Source organism: Tessaracoccus palaemonis (assembly GCF_019316905.1).
GTDB lineage: Bacteria > Actinomycetota > Actinomycetes > Propionibacteriales > Propionibacteriaceae > Arachnia > Arachnia palaemonis.
Window position 1 is genome coordinate 2,230,641 of record NZ_CP079216.1, and the last position, 17,283, is coordinate 2,247,923.

The following is a 17,283-nucleotide window of genomic DNA, read 5'->3' on the forward strand; positions in this document are numbered from 1 at the left end:
TCCTTATCCAGTTGGTTGGCGCCCACCTTACCGACAACACATCGGCAGCCCCTCGCCTAGAGGGACAGGCGCTCCCGGACCTTCGCCGCGAGGTTCTCCGCGTGCTCCCGCGCGATCTGCTCCGTGGGGGCCTCGACCATCACGCGGACCAGCGGCTCCGTGCCCGACGGGCGGAGCAGCACCCTGCCGTCGTCGCCGAGCGCCCGGGCGGCGGCGCTGACCGCGGACTGGACCTCGGTGTCGATGCCGGCGCGCAGCTTGTCGACGCCGCGCACGTTGATCATCACCTGCGGCAGCACCGTCATCACGGAGGCGAGGTCCGCCAGCGTGCGTCCGGTGGCCAGCATGCGCGCCGCGAGGTGGAGACCGGTCAGCGTGCCGTCTCCGGTGTTGGCGTACTCGGAGATGATCACGTGCCCCGATTGCTCGCCACCGAGCGCGAAGCCGTTGGCGTTCATCGACTCGAGCACGTAGCGGTCGCCGACCTTCGTCTGGTCGACGCGGATGCCGTTGTCGCGCATCGCGTTGATGAGGCCGAGGTTGCTCATCACCGTCGCGACCAGGGTGTCTGAGTGCAGACGGTGCTCCTCCTTCATCGCGATCGCGAGGATCGCCATGATCTGGTCGCCGTTGACGAGGTTGCCTTCGTGGTCGACGGCCAGGCACCGGTCGGCGTCACCGTCGAGGGCGATCCCGAGGTCCGCCCCCTCGGCGACGACGCGCTCGAACAGGTCCCCCATGTGCGTGGAGCCGCAGTTCTCGTTGATGTTCAGCCCGTCGGGGTCCGCGTGGATGGCGACGATGTCGGCCCCCTGCGCCGCGAAGGCCTCCGGCGCGGTGACGGAGGCCGCGCCGTTGGCGCAGTCGATGACGATCTTCAGGCCCTGCAGGGAACCCTCGGTCCCCAGCGACGACACCAGGTGGGCGACATACGTCTCGATGGCCCCGAGGTCGTCGGTGATGCGGCCGACGGAGGCGCCGGTCGGCCGGACCCACTCCTCCCCGAGGCGAGCCTCGATGGCGTCCTCCAGGTAGTCGTCCAGCTTGACGCCGCCGCGCGAGAAGAACTTGATCCCGTTGTCGGGCATCGGGTTGTGCGATGCCGACAGCATGACGCCGAGATCGGCGCCGAGGTGGTTGACGAGGAACGCGGTTGCGGGGGTGGGCAGCACGCCGAGGCGCACCACGTCGACGCCGGCCGATGCCAGCCCGGCGACGACGGCGGCCTCCAGGAACTCTCCGCTCGCCCGGGGGTCGCGTCCCACCACCGCGAGGGGACGCCGGTCGGCGAAAGCTCCCGCCTCCCCCAGGATGTGCGCCGCCGCGACCGAGAGGTCGAGGGCCAGCTCGGCGGTCAGGTCCTTGTTCGCGACGCCGCGGACGCCGTCGGTTCCGAAAAGTCTTGCCACCCGTCCCACCTTACCGTCGAGCGCTGAGGGGTTCTTCGGGGCAATGCAGAACGCCCGCCCCCTGAGGGGACGGGCGTCGCTGCAGAGCTGGATCAGCGCTTGCTGTACTGCGGGGCCTTGCGGGCCTTCTTGAGACCGGCCTTCTTGCGCTCGATGACGCGGGCGTCGCGGGTCAGCATGCCGGCCTTCTTCAGCGCGGGGCGTGAGGCCTCGGCGTCGACGAAGTTCAGCGCACGGGCCACGCCGAGGCGCAGCGCGCCGGCCTGACCGGAGGTGCCGCCGCCGTCGATGCGGGCGATGACGTCGTAGGAACCGACGACACCGGCGACCACGAAGGGCTCGTTGACGTGCTGCTGGTCGATCTTGTTGGGGAAGTAGTCCTCAAGCGTGCGACCGTTGACGGTCCACTGGCCGGAGCCGGGGACGATGCGGACGCGGGCGACAGCCTCCTTGCGGCGGCCGGTGGCGGCACCGGGGGCCACGACGGCGGGGCGAACGTCGGCGCCAGCGGCGGCCGCCGGGTTCGAGTCCGAGCGGTAGGCGATCTCGCGGTTCTGATCGTCGACGAAGGGGGTGATCTCCTCGACGGCGGCTTCGTTAGCGGTGTCAGTCATCTGCTTCTCACTCACTGGGCGATCTGGGTGATCTCGTAGGGCTGCGGCTGCTGCGCGGTGTGGGGGTGCTCCGGGCCGGCGTAGACCTTGAGCTTGCCCATCAGCTGACGGCTCAGCTTGTTCTTCGGCAGCATGCCCCACACGGCCTTCTCGACGGCCTTGCGGGGATCCTTCTCGAGCAGCTCGCCGATCGAGACGGTCTTCAGACCACCCGGGCGACCGGAGTGCGAGTAGCGCATCGAGTTGGCGCGCTTGTTGCCGGTCAGGGCGATCTTGGAGGCGTTGACGATGACGACGAAGTCGCCACCGTCGACGTGGGGGGCGTAGGTGGCCTTGTGCTTGCCCCGGAGCAGGGTCGCAGCGGCCACGGCGAGACGACCGAGGACAATGTCCTCGGCGTCAATCACATGCCAGTTCCGGGCGATTTCGCCTGGCTTCGGAGTGTACGTAGACACGGAGGCAGACCAACTTCCATTCATTGCGTTCTAAAAATCTCGTAGGCACTGGCGGCAATCGACTCTAAAAGGTCGCCAAGCCACACGGCGCGCAACAGCTACCTAGCTTAGGCCGTCGATCCCCTTGACAGCAAATCGGGCCGTCGCATGCGTCTGACCAGCAGGCTACCGGGCCGGGGGCCGCAACGCCCGCACGACCGCGTCCAGAAGCCCATCCGCAGCCTCCCTCTTGGATCCGGTCACGTCACCGACGATCGCACCGTCGGATCCGAGGATCACCAGGTGGTTGTCGGAGGTCTCGAAGCCCGCGGTCCAGCCCACCTCGTTCACCGCAAACAGGTCGGCCCCCTTTCGGACACGCTTCCGCCTGCCACGCTCCAGCAGTTCCTCTCCGGCGGCAGTCTCCGCCGCGAATCCGACGATCAGCTGTCCCTCACTGCGGGAACGGACGAGCCCGGCGAGGATGTCGGGGTTCTCGGTGAGCTGCAGAGTCGGGATCCCGCCGTCCTCCTTCGTGAGCTTGCCGTCGGAGACCGAGGCGACGCGGAAGTCGGCGACCGCAGCGGCCATGACGATGACATCGGCCCTTGCGGCGAAGCCCTGCATGGCCTCCGCCAGCTCGGCGGTGGACCCGACCTCGACGATCTCGACCCCTGGGACGCGCGCCGCGTCGAGCACCGTCTGCTCCACATTGGCCGCGGCCAGCAGCACCGTCGCCCCACGGTCGACGGCGGCCCTCGCCACTGCGACTCCCTGCTTTCCGCTCGACCGGTTCCCGAGGTAGCGCACCGGGTCGATGGGCTCACGGGTGCCACCCGCCGACACCGAAACCGTGACGCCGGTCAGGTCCCGCCTGACGTTCAGCAGCGCCAAGGCGGCCGCGTGGATGTCCTCCGGCTCGCTCATCCGGCCCGGCCCGGAGTCGCCGCCGGTCAGCGGTCCGTCGGCCGGCCCGACCACGCGCACGCCGCGGGCACGCAGCGTGGCCAGGTTCGCCTGCGTCGCGGGATGGCGCCACATCTCGGTGTGCATGGCGGGGGCGATGAGCACGGGGGCGGTGGTGGCGAGCAGCGTCGTGCCGAGCAGGTCCGGGGCCAGCCCCGCCGCCATCGAGGCCATGGTATTGGCCGTGGCGGGCGCGATGACGACCAGGTCAGCTGCCTGGCCGAGCGCGACGTGGCGCACGCGCGGCACGTCGTCATGCACCGAGGTCGTGACTTGGTTACGGCTGATCGCCTCCCAGGTGGGGAGCCCGACGAACCGCAGCGCGTCGTCGGTGGGCACCACATGGACGTCGTGCCCATCCGCGATGAACAGGCGGACGAGGTGGACGGCCTTGTAGGCGGCGATGCCACCCGTGACTCCGACGACGATGTTCATGGGACCCGATTGTTCCATCCCCGCTACGATGCCGCGTCATGTGCACCGTGGTGATTCGCGTGCCGGAGCCGGGCTCCGGCGATGAGGTCCGCATCCTCGCCGTCCGCGACGAGGACCCGGCTCGCCCCTGGCGACCCCTCGGCCGGTGGTGGCCAGAGCACCCCGATGTCGTCGGCATCCAGGACGTCCTCGCCGGCGGGGCCTGGCTGGCCGCGACCGATGAACGGGTCGCGGTGCTGCTGAACCGCGCGGGCGGCGCCACCGGCGACCGGATCGAGTCGCGCGGCACGCTCGTCATGGGCTCCGTGGCGGGGAACGCGGTGCCCGATCCCCTGCGCACCCTCGGCTTCAACCTCGTCGAGGTGACCCGCGACGGGGCGCGAGTCACTGCCTGGGAGGGCGGCGTACCGCGCGTCGTCGACCTGCCGCCGGGCACGCACATGCTGGCCCACGACGACGTCGACGACCCGACGACCGCCCGCGTGCTGGCCTGGCGCGACGAGTTCGCCGCCACGCCCACCGACGGCGATCGGTGGTGGCGCGGCTGGCTGGACCTGCTGGCCCGCACCGCGGCACTCGACCCCACCGACGACCGTGCCATCATCCGCGACAACCGGCCGCACGGCTACCCCACGCTGACCCTGCTCGTGTGCGCCGCGTCCCTGGGGACAGACGGCGTCACCACCGCGATGGCCACGCTGCAGGAGCCGGGCCGCTGGAACGACCTGGACCTGCGGCCCCCGCGCTGACCCGTCAGAAGGGGTGCGCGCTGTCGACGATCCGCTTGCCGAACGGGAAGCACGTCACGGGGATCATCTTCAGGGAGACCCAGGCGTTGGCGAGGCCGATGATGGTGATGGCCTGCCCGAGCGCGGTCACGACGTGACCGACGGCGAGCCACCAGCCGGCGATGATGAACCAGATGACGTTCATGACCGCGGAGCCGGCGCCGGCGCGCGGGTTCGGGACGACGGTCTTGCCGAAGGGCCAGAACACGTAGCGCGCCATGCGGAACGACGCGACCCCTGCCGGGATCGTGATGATGAAGATGCAGGCGATGATGCCCGCCACGAAGTAGCCCAGAGCGAGCCAGAACCCGCCGAGTACCACCCAGATCACATTGAGCACGGTGCGCATGACTCCCCTTAGAAACGTGTGACGACACGTCCATTCTACGGAGGACAAGGGGGTTAGGTGGTGCGGGTTTGCCCTGATTCTGCCCGGGTGCCGGTGCCTCGATATTGTGGGCAGGTGGATCCGCTACCCCCTCGCCTGCACCGCGACGTCGTCAGCTTCGTGCGTCGCAGCACCCGCATGAACGAGTCCCAGATGAAGGCGTGGGAGCGCTACGAGAAGGCCTTCGTCGTCGACGTGCCCCGCGGTGACATGTCGACCTCGATCGCCGACGACGCCCTGGTCGACTGGAGCGCCGCGTTCGGCCGCGAGGCCCCGCTGATCGTCGAGATCGGGTCGGGCGCCGGAGACTCACTCGCGCCGATGGCCGAGGGCCGCCCCGACGCCAACGTCGTCGCCTTCGAGGTCTTCGAGCCCGCCGTGGCCTCGACGCTCGGCAGGCTGGGGCGCCACGGGATCGACAACGTGCGCGTCGTCGTCGCCGACGGCGCCCAGGGGCTCGCGAGGCTGTTCGACGACGGCTCGGTCTCCGAACTGTGGACGTTCTTCGCCGACCCGTGGCACAAGAAACGCCACCACAAGCGCCGCCTCGTCGGGACGGACTTCGCCGACGTGGTCGTCGCCAAGCTGGCGCCGGGAGGCCTGTGGCGGCTCGCGACCGACTGGGAGGACTACGCGCTGTGGATGCGGGAGCACCTGGACGGCTTCCCGGGTCTCGAGAACGTCCACGGGGGCTGGGCTCCGCGGCTGGCCGAGCGTCCCGTCACCAAGTACGAGCGCAAGGGCCTCGAGGCAGGGCGGACCGTCTACGACCTGACGTACCGGAGGGTCGATGCGCCTCAGGATTGACCTCGCCTACGACGGGGCCGCGTTCCACGGCTGGGCCACGCAGCCCGGCCTGCGGACGGTGCAGGGGGTGCTCGAGGAGTGGATCCCCCGGGTGCTGCGCATCGCCCCCACTCCGCTGGTCGTGGCAGGCCGCACCGACGCCGGCGTCCATGCACGGGGGCAGGTCTGCCACGTCGACCTGCCCGACGAGCTGACCCTCGACCAGGATCCGTGCGCCGTGCTGCTGAGGCGGCTGGGCCGCGTGCTGCCGCACGACATCGTGATCCGGGACGTGCGCAGGGCCCCCGAGGGCTTCGACGCCCGCTTCTCCGCCACCTGGCGCCGCTACATCTACCGCATCGTCGACGAGGGGCAGATCCCCGACCCGCTCCTGCGCGGCCACGTCGCCCGGGTGCCACACCCCGTCGACGTGGGCGCGCTCAACGCCGGCGCCGGCACGCTGCTCGGGCTGCGTGACTTCGCGCCGTTCTGCAAGCCGCGCGAAGGGGCGACCACGATCCGGGAGCTCCGCCGCTGCAGCGCGAGGCGCCTGGGCGACGGCGTGATCGAGATCGAGCTGGTCGCCGACGCCTTCTGCCACTCGATGGTCCGCTCACTGGTCGGCGCGCTGACCGCCGTCGGCGGGTCGAGGCGCACGCTGGCCTGGCTGGAGGACGTGGCGGCGCATCCCGTCCGTCACAACGAGGTCCTCGTGATGCCGGCGCACGGGCTTGTTCTCGAGGAGGTCGGCTATCCGGCCGACGATCAGCTCGCCGAGCGGGCACGCCAGGCCCGCGCCGTCCGCACGATGGAGGAACCGTCATGAGCCACTACTTCGAGACCCCCGACCAGGCGGGGCCGACCCACGAGTTCACCGCGACGGTCTTCGGGCGCGAGCTCACCTTCACCGCCGCCCCCGGCGTGTTCTCGGGGCACCGGCTCGACCTCGGCACCTCGGTGCTGCTGCGGGAGGTCGAGCCGCCCGCCGAGGGCCGCGTGCTCGATCTCGGCTGCGGCGTCGGCACGATCGCCGTCGCACTGGCCGTGGCCTCGCCCCGGCTGCGGGTGACTGCCGTCGACGTGAACGACCTGGCGATCGAGCTGACGGCCGCGAACGCGGCCCGGCACGGCGTCGCCGACCGCCTCGACGCCTGTCGACCGGAGGCCGTCCCCGCGGACGCGACCTTCGACGAGATCTGGTCCAACCCGCCGATCCGCATCGGAAAGGCCGCGCTCCACGAGCTGCTCCTGACGTGGCTGCCCCGCCTCTCCCCCGACGGGGTCGCCTGGCTGGTCGTCGGGAAGAACCTCGGCGGCGACTCGCTGCAGCGCTGGCTGACCGACCAGGGCTACCCGACCGGGCGCGTCGCCTCCGCGAAGGGCTTCAGGGTCCTCAAGGTCGCCCGCGGCTAGGGCCGCGACCGGCCGGGGCTTTTCCCCGACAGCGCAACGCGATGGCTCCAAACCCGGCCTGTGTACCGAACCGGGCCCCTACTATGGGTGGGTCAGAGCGTTCTGCTATGGACGCGAGCCCAACGGATGGAGTCACACATGACCTACACCCTTCCCGACCTCGACTACGACTACGGAGCACTGGCGCCGCACATCGCTCCGGAGATCATGGAGCTGCACCACTCCAAGCACCACGCCACCTACGTCAAGGGTGCCAACGACGCGCTCGAGCAGCTGGCGGCGGCCCGCGACAAGGGTGAGTTCGGGGCCATCCCGAAGCTGGAGAAGGACCTCGCCTTCCACCTGGGGGGCCACATCAACCACTCCGTGTTCTGGAAGAACCTCTCCCCGAACGGCGGCGGAGAGCCGACCGGCGACGTGGCTGAGGCCATCGGCGAGTTCTTCGGCTCGTTCGACGGCTTCAAGGGCCAGTTCGCGGCGGCCGCGAACTCCATCCAGGGTTCCGGCTGGGCCATGCTCGTGTGGGACACCCTCGGCAAGCGCCTGAACATCAACCAGCTGTACGACCAGCAGGGCAACCTCCCCGTCGGTCAGCTGCCGATCCTGCAGCTCGACATGTGGGAGCACGCGTTCTACCTGCAGTACAAGAACGTGAAGGGCGACTACGTCAACGCCTGGTGGAATGTCGTCAACTGGGACGACGTCGCGCAGCGTCTGGCCGCCGCCAAGGCCGCCCAGATCAGCTACTGATCCGCAGCAGTCCCCACCTGAGCCCCGCGGGCCCGGCCGACCGGCCGGGCCCGCGTCGCGTCCGCCGTCAGTTGGCCGGGCGGTCGCCGTAGACCCAGTCGGCCACGTCGCGGCCGGTCAGCCAGGCGCGCCACACGGCCCCGATCACGAACGGCACGAGCGCCAGTCCCACCGCCCACCGGGTGGCCTTCCGCAGCGGCAGCACCGGGGTCAGCGGCACGAAGGGCGGGTGGCCCGCCCGGCTCGCGGGCTGCGAGGCGCACGCGTCGAGCCAGCGGCCCCCCGTCCTGACCTGGGCCCAGCTGTGGCCCGCGAGGAACCAGGGAAGGCCGAAGCCGCGGACGCGCGCAGCGTGCACGAGGCGCACGTCGAAACCCAGCTCCCGCAATACCAGCAGCAGCACGGTGTTGTACTGGTGCGACCAGCCGCGGTGGGCAGCCAGCGAGCGACGCGGCGTCTCCCACAGATGCCACAGCGAGTGCACGGGGTAGGCGCGAGCGACCTGGGCGATCGCGACGTCCACCAGGTCCCGCCCCTTCGCGCCGGTGCCCCGGCAGGCGCGCACCAGGTCTTCCACCGTGTCCGGCAGGTCCGTGCGCCCGGGTGGGGGCGCGAAGGCCCACACGGGGATCAGGCCGATGCCGAGCGCCCCGAGCGCTATCCACCTGAGCCTCATCGCATCTCCCCTCGTCGATGGCCGAACCCTCGCACTGACGCGTCGGGGATCTCGTCGGCCAGGCGGCTGTGCAGGTCGAGCATCTGCCGGACCGTCCTGGACCAGCTGTACTGCTCCGCGCGAGCGCGGGCGGCCTCCCGCAGCTCGGGCCCGAGACGCGGCACCAGGGACTCGACGGCGTCGGCGAGCAGCTCGGGGTCCGGGTCCGCGGACGCGCCGGACGACGCGTCGACGAGTTCGTGCGCACCGCCCCGGTTGGACGTCACCACCGGCGTCCCGCAGGCCAGTGCCTCCAGCACTGCGAGCCCGAAGGTCTCCGCCGGGCAGACGGACAGGGACACGTCGGCCGCCGCGATGCGCCGGGCGACCTCCTCGCGGCCTGCGACGAAGCCGTGGAAGTGGACGGGGGCGTCACCCGCGAGAGCCTCCAGCTCGGCCAGGTCGGGGCCGGTCCCGTAGAGGTCGAGCCGGACGGGGCGCCCTCTACGGTGCAGCTCCACGACGGTGGCCACGGCCAGCTGCGGGCTCTTCTCATGCGACAGGCGCCCCACGTAGCACAGCTTCAGGAGCCCGTCGTCGGCCGGCGCCCCCTTCGCAGGGTGGAAGATGTCGAGATCCACGCCCAACGGGACGAGCTCCAGCTGTGCGCCGGTGGACTCGAACTCGTCGGCCGCGTACCGGCTCGTCACCACGACGCGGTCGAACTCCTTCGCGAGGCGCCGGTTGAGGGCGCCGACCGCGGTCTCCACTCCGAAGGAGCGGCGGGCCCACATGGACAGCATGTCGCTCAGCTGCTCGTGGCTGAACAGCACCGACCCGACGTTGTTGCGGCTCGCCCAGCGGCCCGCCGGGGACAGTGTCCACTTGTCGGAGACCTCGATGGAGGTGGGCCGGAACCGGCCGAGCACGTCGAGGGCGCGCCAGGGGCGAAAGATCATGCGGTACTGCTGGGAGACCTTCGGCGCCCGGACGGTGACGAGGATGCCGGCCTCGGTCTCGGTCACCTCGTCACGCTCCCCCGGCGCCACGAAGATCCGGGTGTGCCCGGCCGCCACGTACCCCTTGCCCAGCTCCTCGATGACCACCTTCATGCCCCCGGAGGTGGGGCCGACGAAGTTGGCGAGCTGGGCTATCCGCATCCCCCCAATATAGGGGGATGCGTCACTGGTTCCTGCGCGCGAGCACCGCCCGTTGCAGGAGCACGAACACCAGAAGGATGCCGCCGGTGATGATGGTCGTCGCCTCCGGGGGCACCGTGCCGTCGCGGGTGATCAGGACGTTCATCAGCCCCAGCACCAGAGCGCCGACGACCGAGCCGAGCACGAACCCGGCGCCGCCGGTCAGCAGGGTTCCACCGATCACGGTGGCAGCGATCGCGTCCAGCTCCCAGCCGATGCCCGTGATGTTCTGCGCGATACCGAGCCGCGCGGTGTAGATGACCGCGGCGACGCCGGCGAGCAGCCCGCTGATGACGTAGACCCACATCTTGGTCCGGTGCACGGGCAGCCCCATGAGCTGCGCGGACTGCTCGGACCCACCGATGGCGTACACCGTGCGTCCCGTCCGGGTCCGGTGCAGGGTGAAGAACGCGACCACCACGACGACCAGCGCCACGAGGACACCGGGCGTGATCACGAGGTCGTTGACCTTCGGGCCGTCGATGATCTTCCACTGCTCGGCGAGCACCCTGAAGGCGGACTCGTCCGGCAGCCGCCCCGGCTTGGTGCTCAGCATCGAGGCCAGCCCCCTCGCGAGGAACATCATGGCCAACGTCGCGATGAACGGCTGCACGTTGAAGTACTGGATCAGGACCCCCGAAGCCAGCCCGAACGCCGCGCCGATCAGGATCATCAGGATCATCACGAGCCAGGGGTTCCAGCCGGAGTTGATCAGCATGACTCCGGAGACCGAACTGAAGGCGATCACGGCGCCGACCGACAGATCGATGCCCCCCGTCAGGATGACGAACGTCAGTCCGACGGCCAGGACGATCAGGTGTGCGTTGTTGATGAGCAGATTCGAGATCGTGCTCATCTGGACGATGCGCCCGTAGGCCACCTCGCCGTAGATCACCATGCCCACGAAGATGACGAGCGCGGCGAGGGTGGGCAGCAGGTCAAGGCGGAGTCGGGGCCGGGTCCTGGCGCCGGTCGGGGCCTCGGGCCGGGTCACGGTTGCGGAGCTCATGCCGCCACCTCCTTCACCAGGGGCGCAGGCCGCGACATGGTCCTGCGCCGGACGAACAGCTGACGGACCCGCTGCGACTGGAGCAGACACAGCACGACGATCACGATGGCCTTGAAGGCCGGGGTCGCCGACGAGGAGATCCCGAGGAACACCACCGTCTTGTCCAGCGTGGCGATGAGGAGTGCGCCGATGGTCGCCCCCGTCAGGTTGAACTTGCCACCGGCGAGCGAGGTGCCCCCGATGACGACGGCGAGGATCGCGTCCATCTCCATCTGATCGCCCGTCCTGGAGATGTCGACCGTCATGACCGAAGCCGTGGCGAACACCCCGGCGACGCCGGCGGTCAGTCCCGAGATGGCGTAGACGGCCAGCAGCATGCCGCGACGGTTGACGCCGGCGAGGCGGGCGGCAGCGGGGTCCATGCCGATGGCCTCGATCATCAGCCCCAACGCGCTCCGCCGCACCAGGAGGCCGAGCAGCACGACGATGAGCACGGCGAAGACGAACACGACGGGCAGGCCGAGCACGTAGCCGTTGGCGATCCACCGGAACGTGTCGTTCGTCGCGGCCGTGTTCTGCCCGGAGGTGATGACCTTCGCCACGCCGCGGCCGGCCAGCATCATCACCAGGGTGCTGATGAACGGCTGCAGCCCCACCACGGACACCAGCACGCCGTTGACCAGGCCGAGCACGACGCTGATGCCGAGCGCCAGAGCGAGGGCCGTCAGGGCCGCGCCCGGCGTGTTCCCTGCGCCGGCGAGCAGCTCCATGGAGGCGGCCCCGGCCACGACCATCACGGAGCCGACCGAGAGGTCGATCCCGCTCGTCGCGACGACCAGACACATGCCCAGCGCGATCATCATCACCGGGGCGGCCGCCCGCAGGATGTCGATCACGTTGCCCACCAGCGCGCCGTTGCTCGCGTTGTAGCCGATGCTGAGATAGCTCGGGTCCTTGGCCACGTTGACCGCCAGCAGCAGGATGATCGCGACGATCCCCCACACGTACTGGCGTTTCAACACGCCCTTGATCCCGTCACTCTGCCCGGTCATGGGCGACCTCCTCCACACTCACCACGGCCTCCTCGGATGCCGCCGCCCTGGTGGCGGCCGCGATGCCGTCACTGGCGATGATATTGACGATGTCGTCGGCGCTCAGGCCTTCCCTGTTGGCGAGCTCCGCGATCTTGCGGTGGTCCTTCAGCACGACGATGCGGTCGCTCAGGCGGACCACCTCCTCCAGCTCGGAGGAGATGAACACGACGGTCACGCCGTCACGCGCCAGCTGCACCACCCGCTCCTGGATCTCGGCCTTGGCGCCGACGTCGATGCCGCGGGTGGGCTCGTCGAGGATCAGCAGCTCCGGCTGCGTGGCAAGCCAGCGCCCGAGCAGCACCTTCTGCTGGTTGCCTCCGGACAACGTCCGGATGGGACGGTCCGGATCGGCGGGGCGGACGTTGAGCTCCGTCATGTAGCGATCAACCATGGCGTCTGCCTCCCGACGGGGCAGCGGCCGGGCCCAGCCCCGCTTCGCCTGCACGCCGAGCACGATGTTCTCGCGCACGCTCAGGTCGCGGATGATCCCTTCGTCGCGGCGGTTCTCGCTGGAGAACGCGATGCGGTGCCGGAGCGCGGCGGCCGGGCTGCGGACCTCCGCGGCGGCCCCCCCGACCTCGACGGCCCCGCCCTCGAGGCGGTCCGCCCCGAACATGAGACGCGCAAGCTCGGTGCGCCCCGACCCCAGCAGGCCGGCGAAGCCGACGATCTCGCCCCTGTGGAGCTCGAGGTCCGTCGGCTCGATGGCGCCCTTCCGCGCGATCCCCGTAGCCCGGTACACGACCTCGGTGTCGGCGAGGTCCCGCGCACCGCCCCCCTCGAGACTCCTGAGGGCGGCGATGTCCTTGCCGATCATGGCGGCGATCAGGCTCGCCCGGTCCAGGTCCTTCGTGAGGTACTCCCCCACGAAGCTGCCGTTGCGCAGCACGGTCAGCCGGTCGCTGATCGCGTAGACCTGGTCGAGGAAGTGGGAGACGAAGAGGATCGCCACGCCCTCGTCCCGCAGGCGCCTGATCACCGAGAAGAGCTGCTCCACCTCCCGCGCGTCGAGGCTGGAGGTGGGCTCGTCGAGGATCAGCACCTTCGCGTTGGTGACCACGGACCGGCTGATGGCGACGAGCTGCTGCATCGCCAGCGACAGCGAGCTGAGCGGCGCCCTCGGGTTCAGGTGACCGAGGCCGAGCTTCCCGAGCGCCTCGCGCGCCCGCGCATGGGTCGCCTTCCATCGGATACCGAACGGGCCGTGCACCTCGTGCCCGAGCATGACGTTCTCGCCGATCGTCAGGTTGGCGCAGAGGTTCACCTCCTGATAGACGGTCGAGATGCCGGCCGCCTGCGCGTCGGCCGTCCCGCCGAGCTTCAGGTCCCTGCCGTCGATGAGGATCTGGCCATCATCGATGTGATAGACGCCCGTCAGCGCCTTGATGAGGGTGGACTTTCCCGCGCCGTTCTCGCCCATCAGCGTGTGCACTTCTCCCGGCAGCAGCCGGAAGTCCACGTCGTCGAGGGCCTTGACGCCGGGGAAGGATATCGAGATGGACTTCATCTCGACGATGGGGCTGGTCATGGCCATCTCCCTAGGTCTGGTTGTTCGGCGGCCACGCGTGCCGCCGGGAGGCGGGCGGGGCGCTCGGCGCCCCGCCCGCTGCTGCCGACTGGCACGTGGGTCAGAACTTGCGGTCCGGAAGGGCCTCGGAGGCGGCCTCGGGCGAATCGAACGTCTCGCTCGGGACGATGATGTAGGGATCGACCTCCTCACCGGCCAGGGTCTTCTTCACGACGTCGAGGGCCGTCTCCCCGAACAGCGGGTTGTACTCCGCGACGAAGGACAGCTTCCCGTCTGCAAGGGCCTGGAGGGCGTTCTTCGTGCCGTCGATCGTCGCGATCTTGACGTCGACGCCCGGGGTCAGCCCTGCCTCCTCGACGGCCTGCACCGCGCCGAGGCCCATCTCGTCGTTCTGCGCGAACACCAGCTGGACGTCGTTGTTGTTCGACTTCAGCACGGTCTCGAAGACGCTCTTCGCCTCCTCGGTCGACCAGTTGGCCGTCTGCGCGCCGAGCTTGGTGAACTTGTCATTGCTGCCGATGACCTCGTCCCAGCCGACGTTGCGCTCGTTGACGACCGACACGCCGGCCGGGCCCTCGAGGGTGAAGTACTTCGCCCCGTCCGGGAAGGCCGAGACCGCCCAGTTCGCCACGGAGGCCGACACCTCCTTGTTGTCCGGCGCGATGCGGGTCACGTACAGGCTGGTGTCATCCGGCTCGATGCCGCGGTCGATGAGGATGACGGGGATCTCCGCCTCCTGGGCGCGCTTCAGCGAGTCCTCCCAGCCGGACCCTTCCGTGGCGGACAGCAGGATCACGTCCACACCCTCGTCCACGAACGAGGTGAAGGCGTCGATCTGCGACTTCTGATCGAGCTTGGCCGCAGGGGCGTACTTGAGGTCGAAGCCGGCGTCCTGGGTGAACGTGTCCTGCACGTTCTGCTCGTTGGCCTTGCGCCAGGCCCCCTCGGGGCCGACGGCGACGAAGCCGATGGTGGTGAGATCATCTCCCGAACCGCCGGTTCCGGCGGTGTCCTCACTGCCGGCGTTGCCGCCCCCGCAGGCGGTGAGCCCCAGCGCGAGGGCTCCCGTGGTCAGGAGGCCGATGGCCGTCCTCACGATGCGACGAGTCATGTTCGTTGTTCTCCTCTTTGAGAGGACCCTGGGCCGGGTCCGTTGGTGGCGCTCCACTGCGCCCCGCGTGTTACCGGGAACATTACCGGTAACACGCGGCCGGGGGGCAAGGGGTTTCAGATAACGTTTAGGTCACGGTCCCGATGGGACGGCGTCAGTCGTCCTCGGCGGCCGAGGCGATCATCTCGACCACGGTCTGGACGGTGACGCCCGGGCCGTTGGAGATCTCCCCCACCTTGTCGCGATCCTTGAGGACGATGATTCGGTCGGCGAGGCGGAGCACCTCGCTGAACTCGGAGGAGATGAACACCACGGCCATGCCCTGATCGACCATCGCCGCCACCCGCCGTTGGATGGCGACCTTCGACCCGATGTCCACACCGCGGGTGGGCTCATCGAGGATGAGGACCCGCGGCCGGGTCGCGAGAAGTCGAGCGAGGAGGATCTTCTGCTGCTGGCCTCCCGACAACAGCCCGGCCGGGGTCTCGGGCGAGAGCTGCTCGAGGCCGAACAGCTCCCTCGCCCAGGTCACGATCTCCGCCCGCTCGCGACGCGACACGCGCGACCGCCAGCCGCGCATGGCCTGCAGGCTGAGCACCACGTTGTCCGCCACCGTCATCTCGGCGATGATGCCGTCGACCGTCCGGTCCTGCGCCGAGAGCACGACCCGGTGCCGCAGCCCGCTGGCGGGCGAGTCGACCCGCACCCTGCGGCCGTCGATGGTCAGGGTCCCCTGCGACGTCGGCGTGACGCCCGCCAGCAGCCTGGCCAACTCCGTACGCCCGGATCCCCGCAGCCCGATGAACCCGACGATCTCGCCGCGGTAGAGCGCGAGATCCGTCCGGGCGAACACGCCGGAACGCCCGAAGCCCTCCGCCAGGAGGACGGGATCGCCCTCCGGATCCTGCCGGTGCGCGCGCCGTTCTGATCCGATCTCCCTGAGGGCGTCGACGCTCCTCCCGAGCATCAGCGAGATCAGCTCGACGCGATCGATGGTGTCGGCCTCCCGTTCCGCGACCACCCGGCCGTCCCGGAGCACCGTCACCCGGTCGCTGATCGCGAACACCTGCTCCAGGAAGTGCGACACGAACACGATCGCCATCCCGTCGTCGCGGAGACGCCGGAGCACCTTGAACAGCAGCGCGACGTCGGCAGGCGCCAGGCTGGAGGTCGGCTCGTCGAGCAGCAGCACGCGCGGTCTGCCCACCATCGCACGCGCGACGGCCACGAGCTGCTGTGTCGAGGGCGACAGGGCGTTGAGCCTCGTGCGCAGGTCGAGGTCCTCGAGCCCGAGGCGGGACAGCACCTCCGCGGCCGCCGCCCGTGTCGCGCCCCAGTCGATGCCGAACCGGCCGCGAGGCTCGTGCCCGAGCATCACGTTCTCTGCGACGGTCAGGTTCCCGCTCAGGTGGATGTCCTGGAAGACCGTTGCGATCCCCGCCGCCCGGCTGGCCGCCGGGTTGGCGAGCGCGACGGGCTCGCCGTCGAGGAGGATCTCCCCCGAGGCGATGGGTCGGACACCGTTGAGGACGTTGATGACGGTGGACTTACCCGCCCCGTTCTCGCCGAGCAGCGCATGCACCTCACCGGGGAACAGCGCGATGTCCACCCCGTCGAGGGCCAGCATCCCCGGGTACTCCACGGTGACGCCCACGAGTTCGAGGACAGGCTGCGTCATCCCAGCCCCCCTCTCGGCGCGGCGACCGACAGGCGGCGGACGAGCTCGATCGGCAGCCGGGTCCGCTGCGGGACATCGCGCCCCTTCGCTGCCGCGATGACGATCTCCAGTGCCTTGGCGCCGATGGCGTGGAAGTCCTGCCGGACGGTCGTCAGGGGCGGCAGGAAGTGCGCGGTCATGGGGAGATCGTCGAAGCCGACGATGCTCATCTCGTCTGGCACCGAGATGCCGCGCTCCGAGAAGCCGTGGATCAGCCCGAGCGCAGACTCGTCATTGGCGGCGAAGATCGCCGTGTAGTCGGGGCGTCGCTTGAGCCCGAGCGCGTACTCGTAGGCGAAGTCGGCGCTCCAGTCCCCCACCACGATCGGCCGCTCGACGAGCTTCCACGCCTTGGCCCGCTCGTGGAAGGCACGCTCCCTCGCGCGGGCGTCGAGCCAGTCGAGCGGTCCGGCCAGGTGCAGGATGTCGCGGTGCCCCAGCTCGGCCAGATGATCGACCAGCAGGTTGGTGCCCATCCTCTGGTCCGCGGAGACCGTGACGAAGGTCGGGTCCCTGTCCGACTTCACCACGACCACGGGGACCCTGAACTCGATCTGCCGCAGCGCCGAGAGCGAGGTGGAGCGCGGGGCGATGACGCAGATGCCGTCGACGCCCTGGGCCGACAGCTGCTCGATGCCCTCCCGCGGGCCCGCGGGATCCTCCGCCCGCAGGGTGACAGACGTCACGGAGTAGTCGGCCTCGCCCGCCGCCAGCTCGATGCCGCGCAGGGTGTGCGTGGGCCCGTAGGCGAAGTGGCTCTCCATCAGCACCCCGATGCGCTGGTGCCGCTGCGTAGCCAGGGCGCGCGCAGCATTGCTGGGGCGGTAGTTGAGCTCTGCGATGGCAGCGAGCACCCTGTCGCGGGTATCGGGTCGGATGTTCGGGGCGTCGTTCAGCACGCGCGACACCGTCATGTGGGACACGCCGGCCCGCGCCGCCACCTGTCGGATGTTGGGGCGCTCGTGAGCGGGGTCAGTTGCCACTACA

General features: G+C 69.9%; 18 protein-coding genes. 5 read left to right on the plus strand and 13 right to left on the minus strand.

Going from position 1 to position 17,283, the window contains the following annotated elements:
- Positions 1–56: 56 nt before the first annotated feature.
- The 4 genes from glmM to coaBC form a co-directional block, all read right to left on the minus strand.
- The gene (gene glmM / locus KDB89_RS10065) at positions 57–1,409 is read right to left on the minus strand and encodes a phosphoglucosamine mutase (RefSeq protein ID WP_219080693.1); all 1,353 of its coding nucleotides are present in this window, start codon (positions 1,407–1,409) and stop codon (positions 57–59) included.
- Between the two features lie 92 nt (positions 1,410–1,501).
- On the minus strand, positions 1,502–2,023 hold the full coding sequence (gene rpsI / locus KDB89_RS10070) for a 30S ribosomal protein S9 (protein ID WP_219080695.1): 522 nt from the start codon (positions 2,021–2,023) through the stop codon (positions 1,502–1,504).
- 11 nt (positions 2,024–2,034) lie between these two features.
- Positions 2,035–2,478, minus strand: a complete 444-nt coding sequence (rplM, locus tag KDB89_RS10075; RefSeq protein WP_219080697.1) for a 50S ribosomal protein L13 — start codon at positions 2,476–2,478, stop codon at positions 2,035–2,037.
- Between the two features lie 165 nt (positions 2,479–2,643).
- Positions 2,644–3,858, minus strand: coding sequence for a bifunctional phosphopantothenoylcysteine decarboxylase/phosphopantothenate--cysteine ligase CoaBC (coaBC, locus tag KDB89_RS10080; RefSeq protein WP_255555876.1), 1,215 nt, complete (start codon positions 3,856–3,858; stop codon positions 2,644–2,646).
- 38 nt (positions 3,859–3,896) lie between these two features.
- On the opposite strand from coaBC, the gene KDB89_RS10085 reads away from it, so the two are divergent.
- Complete coding sequence (locus KDB89_RS10085) at positions 3,897–4,607, plus strand: NRDE family protein (RefSeq protein WP_219080701.1); 711 nt, start codon at positions 3,897–3,899, stop codon at positions 4,605–4,607.
- Between the two features lie 4 nt (positions 4,608–4,611).
- Here KDB89_RS10085 and KDB89_RS10090 read toward each other — a convergent pair whose 3' ends face one another.
- Positions 4,612–4,995 carry a YccF domain-containing protein gene (locus tag KDB89_RS10090; RefSeq protein ID WP_219080703.1) on the minus strand — a complete coding sequence of 128 codons (384 nt, stop codon included), beginning with the start codon at positions 4,993–4,995 and terminating at the stop codon, positions 4,612–4,614.
- A gap of 114 nt (positions 4,996–5,109) precedes the next feature.
- Between KDB89_RS10090 and trmB the strand changes: the two genes are divergently transcribed.
- From trmB to KDB89_RS10110, 4 genes are all read left to right on the plus strand, one after another.
- Positions 5,110–5,841 (plus strand): tRNA (guanosine(46)-N7)-methyltransferase TrmB, encoded by a 732-nt coding sequence (gene trmB, locus KDB89_RS10095; RefSeq protein ID WP_255555877.1) that lies wholly within the window; start codon positions 5,110–5,112, stop codon positions 5,839–5,841.
- A complete protein-coding gene (gene truA / locus KDB89_RS10100; protein ID WP_219080705.1) occupies positions 5,825–6,646 on the plus strand; it encodes a tRNA pseudouridine(38-40) synthase TruA in 822 nt (273 codons plus the stop codon). The genes trmB and truA overlap by 17 nt, the downstream gene beginning before the upstream one ends.
- Positions 6,643–7,233, plus strand: coding sequence for a class I SAM-dependent methyltransferase (locus KDB89_RS10105; protein ID WP_219080707.1), 591 nt, complete (start codon positions 6,643–6,645; stop codon positions 7,231–7,233). The genes truA and KDB89_RS10105 overlap by 4 nt, the downstream gene beginning before the upstream one ends.
- A gap of 138 nt (positions 7,234–7,371) precedes the next feature.
- Positions 7,372–7,983 (plus strand): superoxide dismutase, encoded by a 612-nt coding sequence (locus KDB89_RS10110; protein ID WP_219080709.1) that lies wholly within the window; start codon positions 7,372–7,374, stop codon positions 7,981–7,983.
- 67 nt (positions 7,984–8,050) lie between these two features.
- Here KDB89_RS10110 and KDB89_RS10115 read toward each other — a convergent pair whose 3' ends face one another.
- From KDB89_RS10115 to KDB89_RS10150, 8 genes are all read right to left on the minus strand, one after another.
- Positions 8,051–8,659 carry a hypothetical protein gene (locus KDB89_RS10115; protein WP_219080711.1) on the minus strand — a complete coding sequence of 203 codons (609 nt, stop codon included), beginning with the start codon at positions 8,657–8,659 and terminating at the stop codon, positions 8,051–8,053.
- Complete coding sequence (locus tag KDB89_RS10120) at positions 8,656–9,807, minus strand: glycosyltransferase (protein WP_219084285.1); 1,152 nt, start codon at positions 9,805–9,807, stop codon at positions 8,656–8,658. The genes KDB89_RS10115 and KDB89_RS10120 overlap by 4 nt, the downstream gene beginning before the upstream one ends.
- A 13-nt stretch (positions 9,808–9,820) precedes the next feature.
- Positions 9,821–10,846, minus strand: a complete 1,026-nt coding sequence (locus KDB89_RS10125; protein WP_219080713.1) for an ABC transporter permease — start codon at positions 10,844–10,846, stop codon at positions 9,821–9,823.
- Entirely contained in the window at positions 10,843–11,898 is a 1,056-nt protein-coding gene (locus KDB89_RS10130) for an ABC transporter permease (RefSeq protein ID WP_219080715.1), read from the minus strand. The genes KDB89_RS10125 and KDB89_RS10130 overlap by 4 nt, the downstream gene beginning before the upstream one ends.
- Positions 11,882–13,468 (minus strand): sugar ABC transporter ATP-binding protein, encoded by a 1,587-nt coding sequence (locus tag KDB89_RS10135; protein WP_219080717.1) that lies wholly within the window; start codon positions 13,466–13,468, stop codon positions 11,882–11,884. The genes KDB89_RS10130 and KDB89_RS10135 overlap by 17 nt, the downstream gene beginning before the upstream one ends.
- Positions 13,469–13,568: 100 nt before the next feature.
- Entirely contained in the window at positions 13,569–14,579 is a 1,011-nt protein-coding gene (locus tag KDB89_RS10140) for an ABC transporter substrate-binding protein (protein ID WP_219080719.1), read from the minus strand.
- Positions 14,580–14,733: 154 nt separating this feature from the next.
- Positions 14,734–16,257 carry a sugar ABC transporter ATP-binding protein gene (locus KDB89_RS10145; RefSeq protein WP_219080721.1) on the minus strand — a complete coding sequence of 508 codons (1,524 nt, stop codon included), beginning with the start codon at positions 16,255–16,257 and terminating at the stop codon, positions 14,734–14,736.
- Entirely contained in the window at positions 16,254–17,279 is a 1,026-nt protein-coding gene (locus tag KDB89_RS10150; RefSeq protein WP_219080723.1) for a LacI family DNA-binding transcriptional regulator, read from the minus strand. Before KDB89_RS10150 ends, KDB89_RS10145 begins: the two co-directional genes overlap by 4 nt.
- Positions 17,280–17,283: the final 4 nt, after the last annotated feature.

Excerpts from the sequence above, each read along its gene's own strand:
- KDB89_RS10125 (WP_219080713.1), bottom strand. The coding sequence starts at position 10,846 with ATGAGCTCCGCAACCGTGACCCGGCCCGAGGCCCCGACCGGCGCCAGG.
- KDB89_RS10105 (WP_219080707.1), top strand. The coding sequence starts at position 6,643 with ATGAGCCACTACTTCGAGACCCCCGACCAGGCGGGGCCGACCCACGAG.
- coaBC (WP_255555876.1), bottom strand. The coding sequence starts at position 3,858 with ATGAACATCGTCGTCGGAGTCACGGGTGGCATCGCCGCCTACAAGGCC.
- KDB89_RS10135 (WP_219080717.1), bottom strand. The coding sequence starts at position 13,468 with ATGACCAGCCCCATCGTCGAGATGAAGTCCATCTCGATATCCTTCCCC.
- rpsI (WP_219080695.1), bottom strand. The coding sequence starts at position 2,023 with ATGACTGACACCGCTAACGAAGCCGCCGTCGAGGAGATCACCCCCTTC.
- KDB89_RS10110 (WP_219080709.1), top strand. The coding sequence starts at position 7,372 with ATGACCTACACCCTTCCCGACCTCGACTACGACTACGGAGCACTGGCG.
- KDB89_RS10085 (WP_219080701.1), top strand. The coding sequence starts at position 3,897 with ATGTGCACCGTGGTGATTCGCGTGCCGGAGCCGGGCTCCGGCGATGAG.
- KDB89_RS10145 (WP_219080721.1), bottom strand. The coding sequence starts at position 16,257 with ATGACGCAGCCTGTCCTCGAACTCGTGGGCGTCACCGTGGAGTACCCG.
- KDB89_RS10090 (WP_219080703.1), bottom strand. The coding sequence starts at position 4,995 with ATGCGCACCGTGCTCAATGTGATCTGGGTGGTACTCGGCGGGTTCTGG.
- KDB89_RS10130 (WP_219080715.1), bottom strand. The coding sequence starts at position 11,898 with ATGACCGGGCAGAGTGACGGGATCAAGGGCGTGTTGAAACGCCAGTAC.
- truA (WP_219080705.1), top strand. The coding sequence starts at position 5,825 with ATGCGCCTCAGGATTGACCTCGCCTACGACGGGGCCGCGTTCCACGGC.
- KDB89_RS10115 (WP_219080711.1), bottom strand. The coding sequence starts at position 8,659 with ATGAGGCTCAGGTGGATAGCGCTCGGGGCGCTCGGCATCGGCCTGATC.
- KDB89_RS10140 (WP_219080719.1), bottom strand. The coding sequence starts at position 14,579 with ATGACTCGTCGCATCGTGAGGACGGCCATCGGCCTCCTGACCACGGGA.